The following is a 16,601-nucleotide window of genomic DNA, read 5'->3' as shown; positions in this document are numbered from 1 at the left end:
CACGTCGACATTTCATCGGATTTTCGTGCTTTTAGTATATCGCCACTCGTAAAAATCGTCAAATCAAAATCGAGCTATTGACAGATTCGGGCTATTTGCTAAAATAAAATTACAAAATACGCAGAAGGTTTGCTTGACGGCGTTCCAATAAAATGGAACTAAACGAGACGGGGCTACGACTTCTGTTATCAAAAATCTTTCGACCAAAATTAATGGTCGGGTTTTGATGACATGAAGTGGTAGTCTCGTTTTTTTTGTTTGGTTTGCGGACACCAAAAAAAGTACCGTATCCTCCTTGGGGCTTTGGCCTTGCATTGATACGATAAGTACCAGATTGAAAATAATTTAGGCCGAGCTCTCAAAAGGGTTCGGCTTATTTTTTCTTTATGGCGGAAGTAACTACGAAAATTAAAAGAGAAGGGGTCGTGGGTAATGAGACTTATTCGCCGTCTAGTGAAGAATTAGCGCTCATTGAAAAATGGAAAAAGAGATTCACGAGAGCGGAAAACTATTTGCGGCCATATCGTGCAAAATGGTTGCGTATGTATAAACTGTATCGTGCTTATCAGGAAAAAATGAACTATGCCTACAAGACACGTCTTATGCCACCGATCGCGTTTCAGATTGTGGAAACAGTGGCTTCTCGCATGATAACAGCGAAACGCAAGACGAGAGTGCTTCCGCGTGAAAAAAAAGATGTCAATTCAAAATCAGTGCAAGCGTGGGATGATCTTGTCAATTATGATTTCGACGTTATGAAGCTTCAAAAAAAGCTTCCGCGGTGGGTGAAATCAGCAATAACTTTCGGTAATGGTATCGCTATGGTGAGTTGGCTTACCGATGAGAGCATTGATCACGATGATCCATTCCTGGCGATTTGCGATTTGTGGGATATTTTGCCCGCTCCTGAAACTGAAGATTTAGAAGAAGATTGTCCATGGCTCATTCGACGTATTCTCAAATCAAAGTCAAAAATCGAGCGTGAGGAAAAAGCGCGAGGGGATAATGCTCTTTACGAAAACGTAAATTTTCTCCAGCCAAAACAAATAGATGACTGGAAGCAGGAACGCTATGACATCAATATCAAAAAGATGGGACAAATTCAAAGCGCCGAATCAAGAGTGCAAGGCGATTCAGTCATAAAGATATCCAGCGAAAAATATGAACGAGAAAAGTTGATTGAAGTGTGGGAATGCTATGACTTCGAGGAAGGAAAACTGATTACATTGGGTAATCGTGAAATTCTGATGCGCAACGATGAAAATCCCTATCAAGAAGTAAATCACGGCCGTATTTTTCTTAATCTTTATGATCACGAAGTGAACTGGGAGTTGTGGGCTATTGGACACATTGAACCGGTTGAGACGACTATTGTGGAAATTGCTGATCTTCGGAATCAGCGCATGGACGACGTCATTTTAATGCTTGATCCAGTCATTAAAATTCGTAAGGATTCCGGCATCTCGAAAAACGATATTATTTTCGCGCCGGGAGCGAAATGGGAGCTTCGTAAAATGGATGATGTGGTCGTGGAGCGCTTGCCCGACATTTCTTTGATGGGAGTAAACGAAGAAAGAATGCTTCATGAGGAGATTGAAAAGACGCTGGCTATTTCTGAGTATGTTCAGGGTGTGCCGAAATCATCCAGTGAGCCACTTGGCAAAGTGGCTATGCTTATCGGACAAAGCAATCTGCGCCTGAGCTCATTCGCTCAAAATCTTTCGGAAACACTCACCCGGCTCGCAAACATCTTGATTGAAATGAATCAGGAATTTATTGAAGAGAATAAACTTTATCGCGTAGTTGGAGATGATGTGAGTTTTAAAGAGTTTACGTCGGCGGATAAGAAAATAAAAGTCGATGCCGTAGTGGCAGTTGATCCGATTATACCGCCCGATCAGCAAACAAGATTGAACCAAGTACTACTTCTTTACGATAAATTAGTGGCTCAGGACAAACCTGATCCGAATAATATCGATGAATTCAAACAATGGAAAAAACGCAAGCGGGTGATACAGGAAATGATTCTTGAGGAAATGGATAAAGAAGCTTATCGAGCAATATTGCTTGGCGAAGAACCCGATGAACTGGCGCAAAAAGAGCAGGAAAGAAAAACAGAAGAATTGCCGGTTATAACCGAACCAAAAGCTTTACCTGAAAAATCGTTACCAGCGACACCACAACCACAGCCAAGTTTTATGAAAAAAATATTATCACGCATTCCATTTATAGGCTCAAAAATAAAATAAAATAATAAATTTATGGCAAAAACAAATTCATTGGCAATATCCGTCACGGTTACTGTTTTGAGTAAAACACTTAGCGGAGGTGATTGCATTGTGTCATTGCAGGAAGGCCAAGGCAGGGTGCACACAATCTACCTTTCCCTAGAAGAATCTTCCAAGATTGATTTGGGGCACAAATTAAAATTTACAATTGAAAAGGTCGAAGCTAAATCATAATTAATTAGCATAAATATTTATATGCAAAATAAACCAATAGAAAAAAATTCTGCGGATGAAAATATGAACCAAGATATAAATCAGGAAAATGATAGAAAGATTGGTTTCAAAGATCAAAAAACAAATGTCGTGAATGCTGGAGACGCAGATGAAAAATGGAAAAAAGTGGAAAGTGTCATAAGCGTTGCAAAAGAAATTTATCAGTCTGGAAAATCAAGCTTTCATGACGTGGTTGAGAGTTTAGTGGCAACTTTGCAGGATTTGCTGGCTAGTGAAGACGGCAATAGTCAATTGGGCGGTCTCTACGGAGGCCCGCAAATGGATATTCCCGCAGGACCGGAACCGACAGCTGATGATCAGCCACAATAAAGATTATGGAAAGCAATGAGAAAAAATTCGAAGCAGGATTAGCCGTGCTGGAGATGACCAGAACTTCTGGTTGGAAGTGGCTGGAAGTGAAAATCAGAGAAGAGTTAGTAATCGAATATGCGGAACTGCGGGAATTCGAAATTATCGGAAAAACTTCTGAAGAAATCGCTGCCGATTATCTCCAGCATAGAGCCAACGCGAACGCTTATGAAAAAATTCTCTCTCTAGTCGAAACCGCCATCAGGGAAAAGGACGAAGCGGCCAGCGATATGAACAGAGAATACTAGAGTGGCTCATAAATTGGAAAAATATTGGGATAAGGTCGAGCCCAATTTTAGAAAATAAAAATTAATTATAACAGCATTTATGAATAAAGATCGAAAAAAGGAGCTTGATACGCTTCTCAACGCTGATTCGAAAGAGGAAACGGAAACCGAAGAAAAAGAGGAAGAAAAGGACAATAAATCCAAGGAAGATGACGAGAAAAATAATGAAGATGATGAGTCGAAAAAAGAGGAAAATAAAGACAATAAGAAAGAAATAGAGGATGAGAAAAACGAAGAAGAAGAATTGGATGACGATGAGGAAAAAAATAAAGAGGATAAGGAGGAGGAAAAATCAGAGGAGGAAGCCGAAGCAGAGAAAAATAAGAAAGATGATGAAGAATCCAAAGACAAAGATAAATGGCACGGCAAAAGTCGTGAAGAAGTGATTCGGATGTATGAAGATTTGGAAAACACAGAATTGACCAAGACAAAAACTCCCGACACTAAAGTCGAGAAAAAAGATGAAAACGAAAAGGCGGATTCTGATAATGGTGTTGAGGTGCCTTCGGATGAAGAGCTGTCCAAAATGACGCCGAAGCAGTTTGCCGAATGGATGGTGTCGACCGTGAAAACTATTGTGAGCGACACCTACGACACGCGGAGTCAAATGCGTGATTCTGTAACGCAGGAAATCAGAGAGGCGCAGAAAGACCATCCGCTTCTCAAAACCAGCGCAGAATACCGGGAATTAGTATTGTCTTTGATTGATACCGCTTCGCAAAAAGGAACGGTCATTTCACTCAAAGACGCTTGCGCAAAAGTTGATGGATTCGTCGGAACAGTTAAAGGAGATACGAAAGTGACCGATACCGAAAAGATTCGTCTTAAAAAAGCCAAAGCGCAAGTTGAGAGAGGAGCAGGTGCTCCAACCTCGCACGGCGAAGAAAAGGGTGCGGAAGAACGCCGCCTCGAACAAATCTTCGGAACAAGCGGGTCAAAAAGTCCCTTAGGAGGATTGGGGGTCTAATCCCCGAAGGTCGAACCTCCTATAATTAACCAATTTAAAGATATAAATATATGCCTCCAATAAATGGGGTAAGAGGAACGGATAATTTGGGCGTAACCAGAAAATATGACGTAGCCGATGTTATTTCACTTCTGGACGTCGCCCGTTATCCGCTTCTAGCTATCTTGACTAACGCTGGAAAAGATCCAGTCACTAAACAAGGAGATGCGCTTAAGAAAAAAGAGACAACTGATCCCGAATTCAAATGGTTCGAAGACAAATTTGGTGCGAGAGAAGATATTGTTGCCGCTAACCAGAGCGGGGCAACTTCGCTGGTTGTGACTAACGGATTGTATTTTAGTATCGGGGATGTTCTGCTTTGCGTGAAGTCGACTCAGAGCACAGGCAATCCGACAGGAGAAGTTATGATTGTTACGGACGTGAATACCAACACTTTGACGCTTCAGCGTCAGGTGGGTGATGGATCATTGGGCGGCGGTCTGCTTCAGTTAAACGACGTCGTTTGGATCATCGGAAATGCTAACGAAGAAGGAGCTAATATTCGTGAGATAAAAGCCACGGCTATCGCAGAAGCTATCAATTATTGCCAGATCTTCCGAACGACTATTGGTATTACCGAAACCGCAAAAAATACAACAGGATGGACGAAAGAAAGCGATTTTGATTATCAGACCAGAAAAAAAGGCATCGAACATTTGGTCGATGTCGAGAGAGCGTTTCTGTTTGGAAAAAAAGAATTGATTATGAGTGGCGTTCATCCGAAGAGATTTACTGGCGGAATTTTTCAGAGAATCAACCAGGTTGCATCAAATGTGGCGACGCGTGATGACTTCAACGGCTTTCTGCGAACCTTGTTCGCGCACGGGAACACTGAAAAATATTTGCTTTCTTCCGGGTATGTCTTAGATAAGCTCAGTAGCTTTGCGCATGACAAACTTCAGGTTTTGCAGGGTGAAAAAACTTTTGGATTGAGCATCGTAAAATATGTTTCTCCGCACGGTACGCTTAATATTTTGAAACATGATCTACTGACGGGAGATTTGTATGGCAAGAGCGCGGTGGGTCTGGATATGGAAGCTTTGACATATCGGTATCTTTCCAATCGCGATACGAAACTGCTTACCAACCGACAGGCACCAGGAGAAGATTCTAATGTCAACGAGTATTTGACGGAATGCGGTCTGCAGATGGAACAGCCGGAACGTCATGCTGTCGTCAAGTTTTCCTGATAGTTTTTTAAGTTTAATAATCCTTCAAGTCTTGGTCGGACGGACATGCTTTCCAAATCCGCCTGACCAAGTGGAAAGCCCTTGAGGGTTTCCGCGGGATATAAAGGTCGACCCGCGGCAAGTATAAAAAATAAATTCTCAACAAATTCGTATGGCAAAGAACAAAACATCAACGCTGGAAAAATCAAAGGAGAAAGCCAAGCGCTACGCTACGCGCTACGGACATCACTACAGCATCGTGATGATTCCGACTGTCACGGAAGTGATTAATGGAATTGCAGTGACGCGACAGGGAAAAACGATTGAATTCAAAAACGGCATCTATGAAACGAAAGATCTACAGGAACAGGAGTTCCTGGACAATTCCCCGTTCGCTGGCATCGATTATCAGGAAGTCACCAAGGAAGTGACTTCGGCGCTGGTCACGAGATCGCTGGCTGAAAGAGAAGCGGAACTAAAAGCCAAGGAAGAGGAATTGAAACGCCGGGAAATGTCGATTCAAGGCAAAGAAGAAGGAGCCGGACTCTCGATAGGAGATGAAGCAGTAACAAAAGAAAAGTCGAAAAATAAACAAGCGAAGTTTTAAGTGTCTGGTAATTAAAGGTCGAATAATTACCATTAAGCAAACAAAGATATGCCAATAGAAAGCAAATCAAAATTCACCGTGAACGAGGCGACAGTAGCTGTCGCAGGTGTGGCTGTTCAGCTTCCTGAGATCGTTGTTGGAGAAGGATGCACGCTTGTGATTAAAGCCAAGCGCACGAACCGGGGAGCGATCAAGGTCGGAGAATCCGCAGCACAAGCTCAGGCTGGAAAGTTCACGTTGGAGTCGGGCGAAGCGGTAAAGCTTGGCATCGGCAACGCAAACAAGGTGTACATAGACGCCGAGATAAGCGGGGACAAAGTCGAAATAATCGTAGAACAATAATTATTTATGGCTGAGTTCATTCCACAAAAAGGAGACTTTTCATTCCTCCGAATAAAAAAGGCGGGCAGATATTTCGGGTCGTTTCTTACGGGTGGTACGATCACAACGCAAGCATTAACTTCAGCTAATTCTCTTCGTGCTTTTCCATTTTTCGTTCCGAAAACAATGAAGTTCGACAGGATTGCGATTCGCATCAGTACAGCGGCTACCGGCACCACGCCGCGTGTCCGTCTTGGCGTTTATGAAGATAAGGGAGATGGAAGTGTTTATCCGGGTGTGCTCAAACTTGATGCAGGAGAAGTCGTCGTCAACACTATCGGCCTCAAAGAATTAGTAGTTGATCTTACTTTAAAAGGAGGGAAACTTTATTGGCTCGCGCTGATAGGGCAGGACACTGCGTCATTGGTCGCCGCTGCAATTCCGTCCGCTGATGCGTTGGCCACATTTTTGGGACTTGACAACAGCCTCTCCGGTACGCCTTTTCTCGGTTACGCTGTTACTCAGACTTATGGCGCGCTGCCAGTTAATTTTCCGTCAGACAACTCAACTGATTGGAGTTTGCCGGTTCCGCTCATCGCTCTTCGCAAAGCATAAAAATGTCGATGAATTATATTGCCAAAATTAAAAAAACGGTAGCGGAAACTGTCGATGATGGGCGCGAACAGGATGCAGTGGCATGGAATGGTGTCGGCAATGCCGGAAACGTAATTTCTTTCGGGAATGTTAGCGGTTTATTATATTCCGGCGCATTTCGCTTCAGACACATTGACATTCCAAGAAATTCAAAAATAGTTTTGGCGCGGCTCAGAATCCGTCCGGCAGTTACTGATTTAGCGGATCCGGATGTGAAGCTGATTATAAAAGGAATAAAAGAAACTGACACCAAGCCGTTCACGCAAACTTCCCGGCCAAGCCAGCGGACAAAAACCGTAAACAGCGTGCCTTGGCACATCGTCAAAAAATGGGAAGTTCACGAATGGACGCAGACTCCGAACCTGAAACTTTTGATCGAAGAAATCGTGGCGCAGGTCGGATGGAAAGCGGGTAATTCTCTGGCGTTGACAATCGAAGACAACGGATCAGCAACGAATCAGGCTGAGACATGCTACGACCTCAGTAAAGGAAAAAATTACGGAGCGGAGTTGGAAATTTTATATACGACCGTGATGAATGTCAGTATTGGTACGATTGCCGGCACGGATCGTGACGGTGTGGAAACGGATAAGTCTTCATGGCAATCAAGTCCGACCGGAAACGTCATCACGCTTGGTCATGACGGCATATCGGTCAATGAGGGTGGATTTATATTCAGTGCGCTAAATATCCCCCGCTACGCGAACATCGTTGGAGCCCATCTTCTTCTTACTGAAGCGGATCAGAATAATCGCTTCCCCAATCTTCTTATAAAAGGTTTCGCGGAAGACAATGCACCGCCATTCGTCGCAAACGGATCAAATCGACCGTCTACGCGAACCAAAACAAAAGCGCAGGTTGAATGGACAATCGGCGAAACGGTCAACGGCACGTTTGTCGGAATCCACTGGTCGGCTAACAGTGTTTATGAATCGCCAGATATAAAGGAAATTGTTCAGGAAATCGTCGATCGTGAGGGCTGGACGACTTCCAGCAATCTTGGCCTGGTGCTGGAAAACTACTCGTCGTGGGGCGGGCAATATAAGTTACCTTGGGATTATGCCAAGAACAATGGAGAATTCGCAGTCAAACTGGTGGTTGTATGGGATACGCTTCGCACCTTTCGCTGGGCGAAAAAAGACGCGCCAAAATATGACAAGGCCAACTACCCGGAATTTATTATTGTGCATCACACGGCGACGCCACGTGATTCCACTAGATATTTCACTATCAGAAATAATCATATTGGCATCGGTTGGGGAGATATAGCTTATCATCATTGGATCGCGGGAGCGATGGACGGACTCGGGACGCACATTCCTGGTCGGCCGGAAAACAAGATCGGAGCGCACGCCGACACCGAAAAGATGAACTACCGCTCGATCGGCATCGCCGTGTGCGGAAATTTTCATCCGACAAGCGGAAATGAACAGCCGAGTTCTGAACAGCTGGCCACGCTTCAAAAACTGCTCGACAAAATAAGAAAAGAGCGTGGCATTCCGAAAGAACGGGTGCTCGGACACAGGGAGGTTCCGGACGCAACCGATTGTCCGGGTGACAATCTTATGGAGTATATAAAACGCTACCGGACCACCGGCCAACTTATTCCTTAACATTATGCAATTACAAGAATTTCTACAGGATCTCAATGCACGCATGTCGGCGGCCAAGGCGACCGGATTTTGGAGTGAGACGGACAAAAAAAGATGGATCAATAAATCAATCGTTCGCGCCTGCACTTTCACCAGATGGAATTTTATCAATCATCATTCGACCCAGCTGACCGAAAAAGATGTCGAGGCATATTTTCTGCCTTTCGATTACAAACCAGGCGGATTGATGTTTCTGAAAATAGACGGTCAGGAATATGTGAAAACGAGCATCGAGAACTATCAAAGTGGCAATCATTTGTGGGAATTCGTGTGCTGCCTCATAGGCGATCAATATCTGATTAAACCGACACCCGTGGAAGACGGAAAAATTATCGATATCTATTATCGTCGGCGACTCATTCCGCTGGTCAATGATACCGATGAACCAGTTACGCCAGAAGAGATGGATGAAGCGATTGTGAAATTCGCGCTTGGCATCTGCCTCAAAAAAGAACCGAACCGGAGCGGGGAAGCCGACAAGCAGATCATGGAAGCCACCGCCATTCTTCAGCAGATAAAAGACCGGCAAGACGAAGAGATTGGAGAAGCCGGATATATCGGACAGGCGACCAGCTCGCGCTTCTTGTATAAAAACAGTAATCCGCAAGATTTCAACCAATAAACTATGGGGCTTAATGCGTACAGAATAAAAGGTTTTCGTGGTGGTATCGCGGATGATGTTTATAAAGGCGTTGCCGGTGCATTTCGTTTCGGACATAGTCTTGATATTAGAAATGGAGCGGATACGATGAAATGCAATCAGGGACTCAAAAAAGATTCGGGAGATGTTGTTATTGACCTCATTCTGTTTTTCGTTCCGGCTTCCAATGGCAAGCTGTACGGTTTCGGGAATACGGGAAAAATATATCGCAAAGATTCTCTGACTTCTGCTTGGTCTCTGGTTTATTCGGATCCTGACGGAAGAATAAGCGGGGCGGACGAGTACACGAATAATAACGGATCAGAAAGTTATATCCCGTATTTATATTGGGCGACCGAAACCAAACTGAAGCGCATTCCTCTGGCTGGAAATTGGAGCACTGATGTCCAGACGGTGGGAAGTTTGAATGGTGATCCTTCCTGGCACACGATGACTATGGCGGTCGGAGTTTTGCAGATTTGCGACGGACGCTACATCGCGCTTATTGATTACGAAGGAAATTTCAATAACCAGGCATTGGATATCATCGCCGGCAACCGAACGAAAGCTATTCTGCCCCAGGATCAGATCGCCATCATCGGCTCGACCAAGGGCGACAAAATAGAAGAAGGTTGGATGTGGACGTGGGACAAACAGCAACCCTCGTGGATTCTGAGGAGAATGATCGCCGAAAAAGGAATCAATGCCATGATCCAAACAGATTTTATCATCGTGCAGGCTGGCATCAGTGGTGGACTCTATTATTGGGACACGGTAAATATACTGCGTTTCAAAGCGTTTCCCGGAGGCGGGTGGGTGAATCCTGGAGCAGTGACCAACCAGAAAGGCATCGCCCTTTTCGGAGTAACGGGCTCGGATAAATGCGGATTATATTCCTACGGACGATTGAGCAAGAACGAGCCATATTCATTGAATCTGGAATATATTCCGTCTCACGGAAAAATGACTGACGTGGAAATAGGCGCGGTGACGATGTATACGGACCAGATATTCTTATCCTGGAAGGACGGTTCGACATACGGGATAGACACGGTTGATACTGAAAATAAAACTGATGCCAGATATGAAGGATTAGTCTTTGATGCTGGCGAACCAGAACTACAAAAAGGATTCCGACATATAAAATTGCTGACCAGACCCATTCCCGCTCAATGTTGGATAAAAACATATTACCGCATCAATGAGCAGGGCGATTGGAAACAGGCATATCTGGAAGACGGTGCGGATTGTTTCGATAAAGAAGGAAATACGAAAACAGTTTTCACGATTGAAACCGGTGATGAGGAAGACGAGGAAAAAGGTAAAGGTGAGACTTTTGAGCTGGCTTTTGATCTGCACCCGTCGGGAAACGACACGCCCGAGATCGTGGCGGCCAGTACTTATTTCGAGCCGGTAGGCATTTTATAGAAAAATCATGAGCGATTTTTTGCAAAAAATTTTTGGCAACCAGGAAGTGGATGATCAACCTTTTCCGGAAGTTCCCCTGCATACTCACGATGGAGATAATTCTCCCTTGCTTGCTCCTTCATCAATTGATTCGCTTCAGATAAAATCAGGGGCTGTCGGGACAACGGCTTTGGCGGATGAATCAGTGAGTTCCGACAAGATAATTGATAGCGCCATACTTAGTCAGCACCTTGATGCATTATCAGTTACTGAACAGAAATTGGCCAATGCGGCTGTTGCCACGGCCAAAATAAAAAACGGAGCGGTCAATGCTTCAAAGCTTATTCAATCCGAAGCTGTGGTAACATTGTCGGCTCAAATCGATACAGCAGTAATTATCAGCGCACACATCGGTACCGGAGTGATTCAGAACGCGCATCTGGGAAATGCCATCATTAGCTCAGCAAAAATAGTCGATGGCGCAATCATTAATGCCAAAATCGGTAATGGGCAAATCACTTCGGCTAAAATTGGTTTGGCGGAAGTGCAAAACGCTAACATTGATAATCTAGCGGTAAGTGCCGCAAAAATTCAGGATCTGGCTGTCACCAACGCCAAGATCGCCAATCTCGCGATTGACAATGCTAAAATCGCTAATGTCTGTGCGGATAAGGTTACAGCTGGAACGATCAATCTGACTTCGGCTGGATATCTGGCTACTCCATATGGCGGAATACGCATTGGCTATCTGCGCCAGATTAATGGTGTTTCTATCTATGGACTTCAGGCTGGCCCAGGACACGGACTTATGCTCGACGACGGAGCAAATGGATATGCTCGAATATGGATTGATACTTCAGGAAATCGTCCGCTCGTCATTGACACTACGTCCAATGATCGTATTTTTTTCAAAGCATCAAGCGGAAGTGATATTATGCGCCTCTATGGAAATAATGCCGTCGGCGGAGGCTTCGTCGATATTCTTACATCAATGCGCATTGGAAGCAATCAGCCCGATGATCCGGTAAAAGGCCAGATGTACTGGGAGAATAATCCTGATGACATGGGATCTGGTGGCAGACTGATGATCTATAACGGCTACAGCTGGCATGGAGTGGCCTGGTATGATGATATCTAAAAAATAGATGGTCAAACCTTAATAAAAATAATTTTAATTTTATGTTCGCAAAAAAATTAGACAAAACGGATCTTGAAGAAATTCGAAAACGACAGGAAATGATTCATCAGCATACGCTTATCGCACAGGCGCTGGAAGCGCAAAAGCAAGCGTATCTCCTTGGTAGATTTCATAGGTACGGTCTTGATCCTGCCAAGGAATATACTTTTGATTTGAAAACGGGAAAGATAATGGCAAACAAAAAAGTGAATATTTAAATATATGGCAGATAACAGCGTAACAAATATAGACTGGGATGGGTTTCGCCAACAAATGGAGCAATTAGGCAAAAATATCAGCTCCCAGTCAGCACCCGCATCAAACATGGCTAGTGCTCCGGCTGGATATGATTTTTCTTCTCTCAAAAATAAAATCAATACTGTTCAGAAAAAAATCGATAAGGCTCAGAGCACGCTCAAAAATTATTATACCGATCGCTATGATCAGGAATATAACAAACAGGGATTGGGAGATATCAAAATAAAAATCGCAGATACTGATTCTAAGATTGCCAGCGAAAAAGGAATTCGCGATGAATCGGTTAGTAAAACTCGGCTCAATCCATATTATTCAGCTGCAACTATTACAGGGGAATCGTCCGAAATCGAACGATTGGCTAATTCTAAAATTAATAATTTTGTCGACGAGAGAAATAGTTTGGCAGGTAGCTACAATACCAATCTTGATGAGGTGACTAAAAAAGTTGCCACAGAAACTGCCGAAAAAGAACGTGAAGTCGAAGATCTAAAATATAATCTTGCTAATCTCACAAAGCAGATGAGTGATTATCAGGACTTAATCAAATCGGAATTGGATAAGCAAAGCAATGAGCAACATTGGGAAATGGAATTTATGTTGAAATTGCAGGATGCTAACCAGCGAGCGAAAAATGGAGGCGGCACAACCGGAGAAAGAGTATCGGCACGTATTGAGCAAGGATTGGAACCTGATTCGACTATGCGTGCCACTGCGCAACGGCTTATAGGTCAAAATGTTTCCGACCCAACTCGTCTTGGTTACACCGGAGACTTGGCTGTGCAACTTGAATCGGAGATGGATTATATTAAAAAGCAAACGCCCCAAACAGACTCTTCTTCGGGCGGACAAAAGGGCATAACTGCCGAGAGTACTTTCAGGCGCGAAGTCAGAGACGCATGGAAAGAAGGCTATAACCCAGAACAATTAAAACAAACTTATTCAAATATAGGATTTAGTGATTCGAAAAAATCTCCCGCAGAAATTATTGATGATGAGTGGCAGATTAAAACCGCTCCGGGTATTGGCGGATTTTTAGGAAGACTTTTCCGTATTGGAGTCTAAAAAACTATATGGAAAACTTTTGGAATACAATAACCGCACCATTCAAAAAGGCGGCTGAAAAAACAAAAAAGACTGTCGGGGATTTTTTTGCGCCTGTTTCTGATGACGTTCGGACGCGTGATTTCATTCGCGAACTGCCGGGAGCAACGGAAAAAGTTGGGACATCCATATTGAATTTCGGCAAAGACGTTCTTCGCGCAGCTCCGAGAGCGGCGGCATCCGCCACGCTTTCCGCCGAAGGACAAAAAGAATTCATTCCCGGCACTGGGGTTGCGCCAGGATTCGAAAAATTTCTTCTTGGAGAAAAACCGATCAAAGATATTCGCGGTACCGGAGAAGAAATGATTCAAACATTTGGCGGAAGCGAAAAAACTGCAAAAAAATACGGACTCCCGCTCGGGTTCGCGCTTACCGCGTTTGATATTATTCCAGGAATTCCAAAAAAGAAAGTGGCTGAAGAAGTTGGTGAGCAACTAATCAGGAGATATGGCGATGATGTTGCCAAGCTGATCATGGAAAAAGGCGGTAAAAGTTTTGCAGAGCAAACATTGAAAGATGGCGGAGAAAAGCTATTGGAAAAAGCTGGTATTGATCTGGCAAAAGTTGCGGAGCCGATTGAGCAGACCGTAAAAAATGTCACAGAGGCAATTCCTGAAATCAAACAAAATTTGGAAATAGCGAATGAAGGCAATGGCGACAAGATAATTGGATCAATAAAGAATGATATTAAAAAAATAGAAATTTTGAATCCTGAAAAACTCCAAGAGTCTAATCCCCGCAATCTAACCTCAAACGCCGAAGAAGCACTGGATAAAATAAATGAGAAAGGAAATCCAATAGCAAGGGAGGGCGGAGAAATTGTCCCACAAAATATGAGAGCGGATGAAATTAATCCTCCGCCAACGTCTCCGCCGATAGCGACAGAAACACCAACATTGAATGCGAACAATATTCCCGAGGGAAGTGCGTTGGATGCCATCGACAGTATGACAGGGAAAACCAGCCAGTCAAGAAATTTGTTGGACTGGTTAAAGGGTGCACCTGAAAAATTCGCTGATGCGTTTAATGATCGCTTTGCACCAATCAAGCGTTTTGAAGGAATGGTTAGTGATCTAGCGGGGCATCCAATTGATATTAACTCCAGTGCCTATGTCTCTGCGCGTATGTATGCTGGCCGGATGGGAACAGTTGAGTCTTATCTCGGCGATCTTCAGAAAATTCTTTCGCCACTCAATAAGGAGCGCATTGACTTTACTCGTTTTGTTTTATCTCGTCGGGCATTGGAACGGGCCGAGCGAGGATTTGAGAATCCAGCGGGCGTAACGGCTGATACGGCAAAACAAGCAATGGAAGAACTCAAAACGAAAGTCGGTCCGGAAATTTTCGACAAATTCAATATGGCAGAGCAGGCGATTCAAAAATGGGCGGATGATAACATTCTCAGGCCTGCCACTGAATCGGGAATTATTTCCCAAGAAGTTTATGATTCGGTTATTGAGAAAAACAGACATTGGATGCCATTTCATGTAATTGATGAACTGCCAGATTCAGCAGCGTTAGATAAAATTCCGAAAGGCATGGAAATATTTTCCGTGAGCAAACAAGGAATAATACAGGAGCTAGAGGGAACGGAAAAAATAATTCGTGATCCGTTTGATTCGATAATCAATAAATTATCCAATGCGATCAATCTTATTAAAAGAAACGAAGTTGCTCAGAAATTGATAAATATTCGAGATGTCATGCCTGAAGCTAAAGACTTCATAAAGCCGCTTGAAAAAAGTGAGCGCGCTCCAAAAGGCTGGGGTTCAATTAGTGTATTTACCGACGGGAAAAATACCAAATGGATTGTGCCAGAAGAACTTTCTTGGGCAATGCATCAGATGAATGAAGTAGAGGCTGGCATACTCGGTAACTTCGTGAAGTTTACCTCTGCGGCTTTTCGAAAAGGTGCGACGACGTTATATATTCCGTTTTCGCTTTCCAATGCCGTACGAGACGCGCAGATGGCTGTCATGACTTCGAAATACGGCTTCAACCCGGTTGACTGGGTTAAGGGATTTGCCGAAGGACTAAAGGGCGCTTTTGGTTGGGATTCCAAGCTTATTGATGAATTTGCCAAGAATGGCGGAGGCTTTGGCGGTTTCATTCAAAGCACGAAAGAACTCAGTGGAGTAAAAAATCAACTGTTTGAACCGACGTGGTGGAAGCGGACTAAGGCGGTTATCAATCCGTTTAATCTGGTAAGCAATTTTGCTGAAGCTACAGAGCTTGCCCCTCGCTTAGGTGTTTATACGAAAGCTCTCAAAAAAGGTGCGTCAACTTTGGAAGCAGCCTTCGAAGCTCGCAACTCCACAATTGATTTCGCCAAATCTGGACAAGAGATGCGGATTATTAATATGTGGGTGCCATTCGTGAATGCTCGCTGGCAGGCGCTTCTCAATACGGCGCGCATTTTCAAAGATAGTCCGGTCAAAGCTTCAGCGAAAGCCGGAGCATTGATTGTTACACCAGGCGTAACGACTTATTTTTGGAACGCTCTAAATTATCCAGATTTATATGAAGATGTTCCGCGCTGGATCAAAGACACGTATTTCCCCCTCATCGTCGGAGAGGATAAAGATCAGGACGGCAATCGCATACCGAAGATGGTGCTTATTCCGAAAGGAGATGTTGGTCAGATTTTCTATAATCCAATTGAATATGCTCTCGACTATGTCAGAAAGGGCGAGCCGAATAATTTTACCAAGCTGGCACTCGAATGGATGAGTCAATTGGCGCCGATTCCGTTTACACGCGACGGAGAACTTTCCACTACGCAGTTTTTGTCTGGTGCATTGCCGCCGATTTTGCGTACGCCAGCAGAGCTGGCTACTAATAAATCATTTTTCACTGACGGACCAGTGGTTCCACGACGCCTAGAGCAAGTAGCACCTACGGAACAATATGATGACAAAACACCCTATGCGGCTGTGGTCATCGGAAGAGCTCTCGGCGCCTCACCGATGAAATTAGCCTACGGACTTAATGGTTTACTCGGAGGATTCGGTCGCGAAGTGATTGATCCTGCAAAAATATTGGAAACTACTGCTAGTAGATTTTATCGATCGGAAGGAGGGGAAAAACGCAATCAGGCTTGGAATCTGAAAGATGAAACAGTAATCGGATATAACACGGCGAGAGAGCAGGCCAAGCGGGCAATGGAAGCTAACAATACTCAAAGAGCAACAGCCATAATTGATAACTGGAATGCGACCGCGGAAAAAATATTGCCAGATATCTTACCCTATCTAGCAGCAGATGATCCACAGGAGGCGCAAAAGCTAAGATCAAGCGTGACATTCCAAATGCAAGATATAGCCAGAATGCAGAAATCCGTATATGACAAACTTGAATCTGCCGGCTCATCGAAAACAATGGGGCAGATGTTTTCCAATCAAGGATTGCAGCAGTCGGATCTGAAGCAAATGAGACAGACTTCCAAATAATAA

16 protein-coding genes are annotated in these 16,601 nt (G+C 44.0%); all 16 read left to right on the top strand.

Annotation, left to right across the window (positions count from 1 at the left end):
* Nucleotides 1-386: 386 nt before the first annotated feature.
* The 16 genes from WC848_04525 to WC848_04450 all read left to right on the top strand — a co-directional run bounded on the left by WC848_04525 (nt 387) and on the right by WC848_04450 (nt 16,598).
* Nucleotides 387-2,249: a hypothetical protein gene (locus WC848_04525; GenBank protein ID MFA5961920.1), complete on the top strand. Its 1,863-nt coding sequence runs from the start codon at nt 387-389 to the stop codon at nt 2,247-2,249.
* 12 nt (nt 2,250-2,261) lie between these two features.
* Nucleotides 2,262-2,462: a hypothetical protein gene (locus tag WC848_04520; GenBank protein MFA5961919.1), complete on the top strand. Its 201-nt coding sequence runs from the start codon at nt 2,262-2,264 to the stop codon at nt 2,460-2,462.
* A 21-nt stretch (nt 2,463-2,483) separates the two neighbouring features.
* On the top strand, nt 2,484-2,831 hold the full coding sequence (locus WC848_04515) for a hypothetical protein (protein ID MFA5961918.1): 348 nt from the start codon (nt 2,484-2,486) through the stop codon (nt 2,829-2,831).
* Between the two features lie 5 nt (nt 2,832-2,836).
* Entirely contained in the window at nt 2,837-3,118 is a 282-nt protein-coding gene (locus WC848_04510) for a hypothetical protein (GenBank protein ID MFA5961917.1), read from the top strand.
* Between the two features lie 79 nt (nt 3,119-3,197).
* Nucleotides 3,198-4,124 carry a hypothetical protein gene (locus tag WC848_04505; protein MFA5961916.1) on the top strand — a complete coding sequence of 309 codons (927 nt, stop codon included), beginning with the start codon at nt 3,198-3,200 and terminating at the stop codon, nt 4,122-4,124.
* A gap of 50 nt (nt 4,125-4,174) precedes the next feature.
* Nucleotides 4,175-5,353 carry a DUF5309 family protein gene (locus WC848_04500; GenBank protein ID MFA5961915.1) on the top strand — a complete coding sequence of 393 codons (1,179 nt, stop codon included), beginning with the start codon at nt 4,175-4,177 and terminating at the stop codon, nt 5,351-5,353.
* A 151-nt stretch (nt 5,354-5,504) separates the two neighbouring features.
* Nucleotides 5,505-5,939: a hypothetical protein gene (locus WC848_04495; GenBank protein ID MFA5961914.1), complete on the top strand. Its 435-nt coding sequence runs from the start codon at nt 5,505-5,507 to the stop codon at nt 5,937-5,939.
* Between the two features lie 48 nt (nt 5,940-5,987).
* Entirely contained in the window at nt 5,988-6,281 is a 294-nt protein-coding gene (locus WC848_04490) for a hypothetical protein (protein ID MFA5961913.1), read from the top strand.
* A gap of 6 nt (nt 6,282-6,287) precedes the next feature.
* Entirely contained in the window at nt 6,288-6,875 is a 588-nt protein-coding gene (locus tag WC848_04485) for a hypothetical protein (protein MFA5961912.1), read from the top strand.
* An 8-nt stretch (nt 6,876-6,883) separates the two neighbouring features.
* Complete coding sequence (locus WC848_04480; GenBank protein ID MFA5961911.1) at nt 6,884-8,527, top strand: peptidoglycan recognition family protein; 1,644 nt, start codon at nt 6,884-6,886, stop codon at nt 8,525-8,527.
* A gap of 4 nt (nt 8,528-8,531) precedes the next feature.
* Nucleotides 8,532-9,188, top strand: coding sequence for a hypothetical protein (locus WC848_04475; protein MFA5961910.1), 657 nt, complete (start codon nt 8,532-8,534; stop codon nt 9,186-9,188).
* A 3-nt stretch (nt 9,189-9,191) separates the two neighbouring features.
* The gene (locus tag WC848_04470) at nt 9,192-10,634 is read left to right on the top strand and encodes a hypothetical protein (GenBank protein ID MFA5961909.1); all 1,443 of its coding nucleotides are present in this window, start codon (nt 9,192-9,194) and stop codon (nt 10,632-10,634) included.
* Nucleotides 10,635-10,641: 7 nt separating this feature from the next.
* The gene (locus WC848_04465) at nt 10,642-11,751 is read left to right on the top strand and encodes a hypothetical protein (protein ID MFA5961908.1); all 1,110 of its coding nucleotides are present in this window, start codon (nt 10,642-10,644) and stop codon (nt 11,749-11,751) included.
* Between the two features lie 41 nt (nt 11,752-11,792).
* Nucleotides 11,793-12,008 carry a hypothetical protein gene (locus tag WC848_04460; GenBank protein MFA5961907.1) on the top strand — a complete coding sequence of 72 codons (216 nt, stop codon included), beginning with the start codon at nt 11,793-11,795 and terminating at the stop codon, nt 12,006-12,008.
* 4 nt (nt 12,009-12,012) lie between these two features.
* Nucleotides 12,013-13,110, top strand: coding sequence for a hypothetical protein (locus WC848_04455; protein ID MFA5961906.1), 1,098 nt, complete (start codon nt 12,013-12,015; stop codon nt 13,108-13,110).
* 8 nt (nt 13,111-13,118) lie between these two features.
* On the top strand, nt 13,119-16,598 hold the full coding sequence (locus WC848_04450; GenBank protein ID MFA5961905.1) for an LPD38 domain-containing protein: 3,480 nt from the start codon (nt 13,119-13,121) through the stop codon (nt 16,596-16,598).
* Nucleotides 16,599-16,601 lie beyond the last annotated feature (3 nt).

This window comes from Parcubacteria group bacterium, from assembly GCA_041659505.1.
Classification (GTDB): Bacteria; Patescibacteriota; Minisyncoccia; order Moranbacterales; family UBA2206; genus UBA9630.
This window is presented reverse-complemented; position numbering and strand designations above follow the sequence as displayed.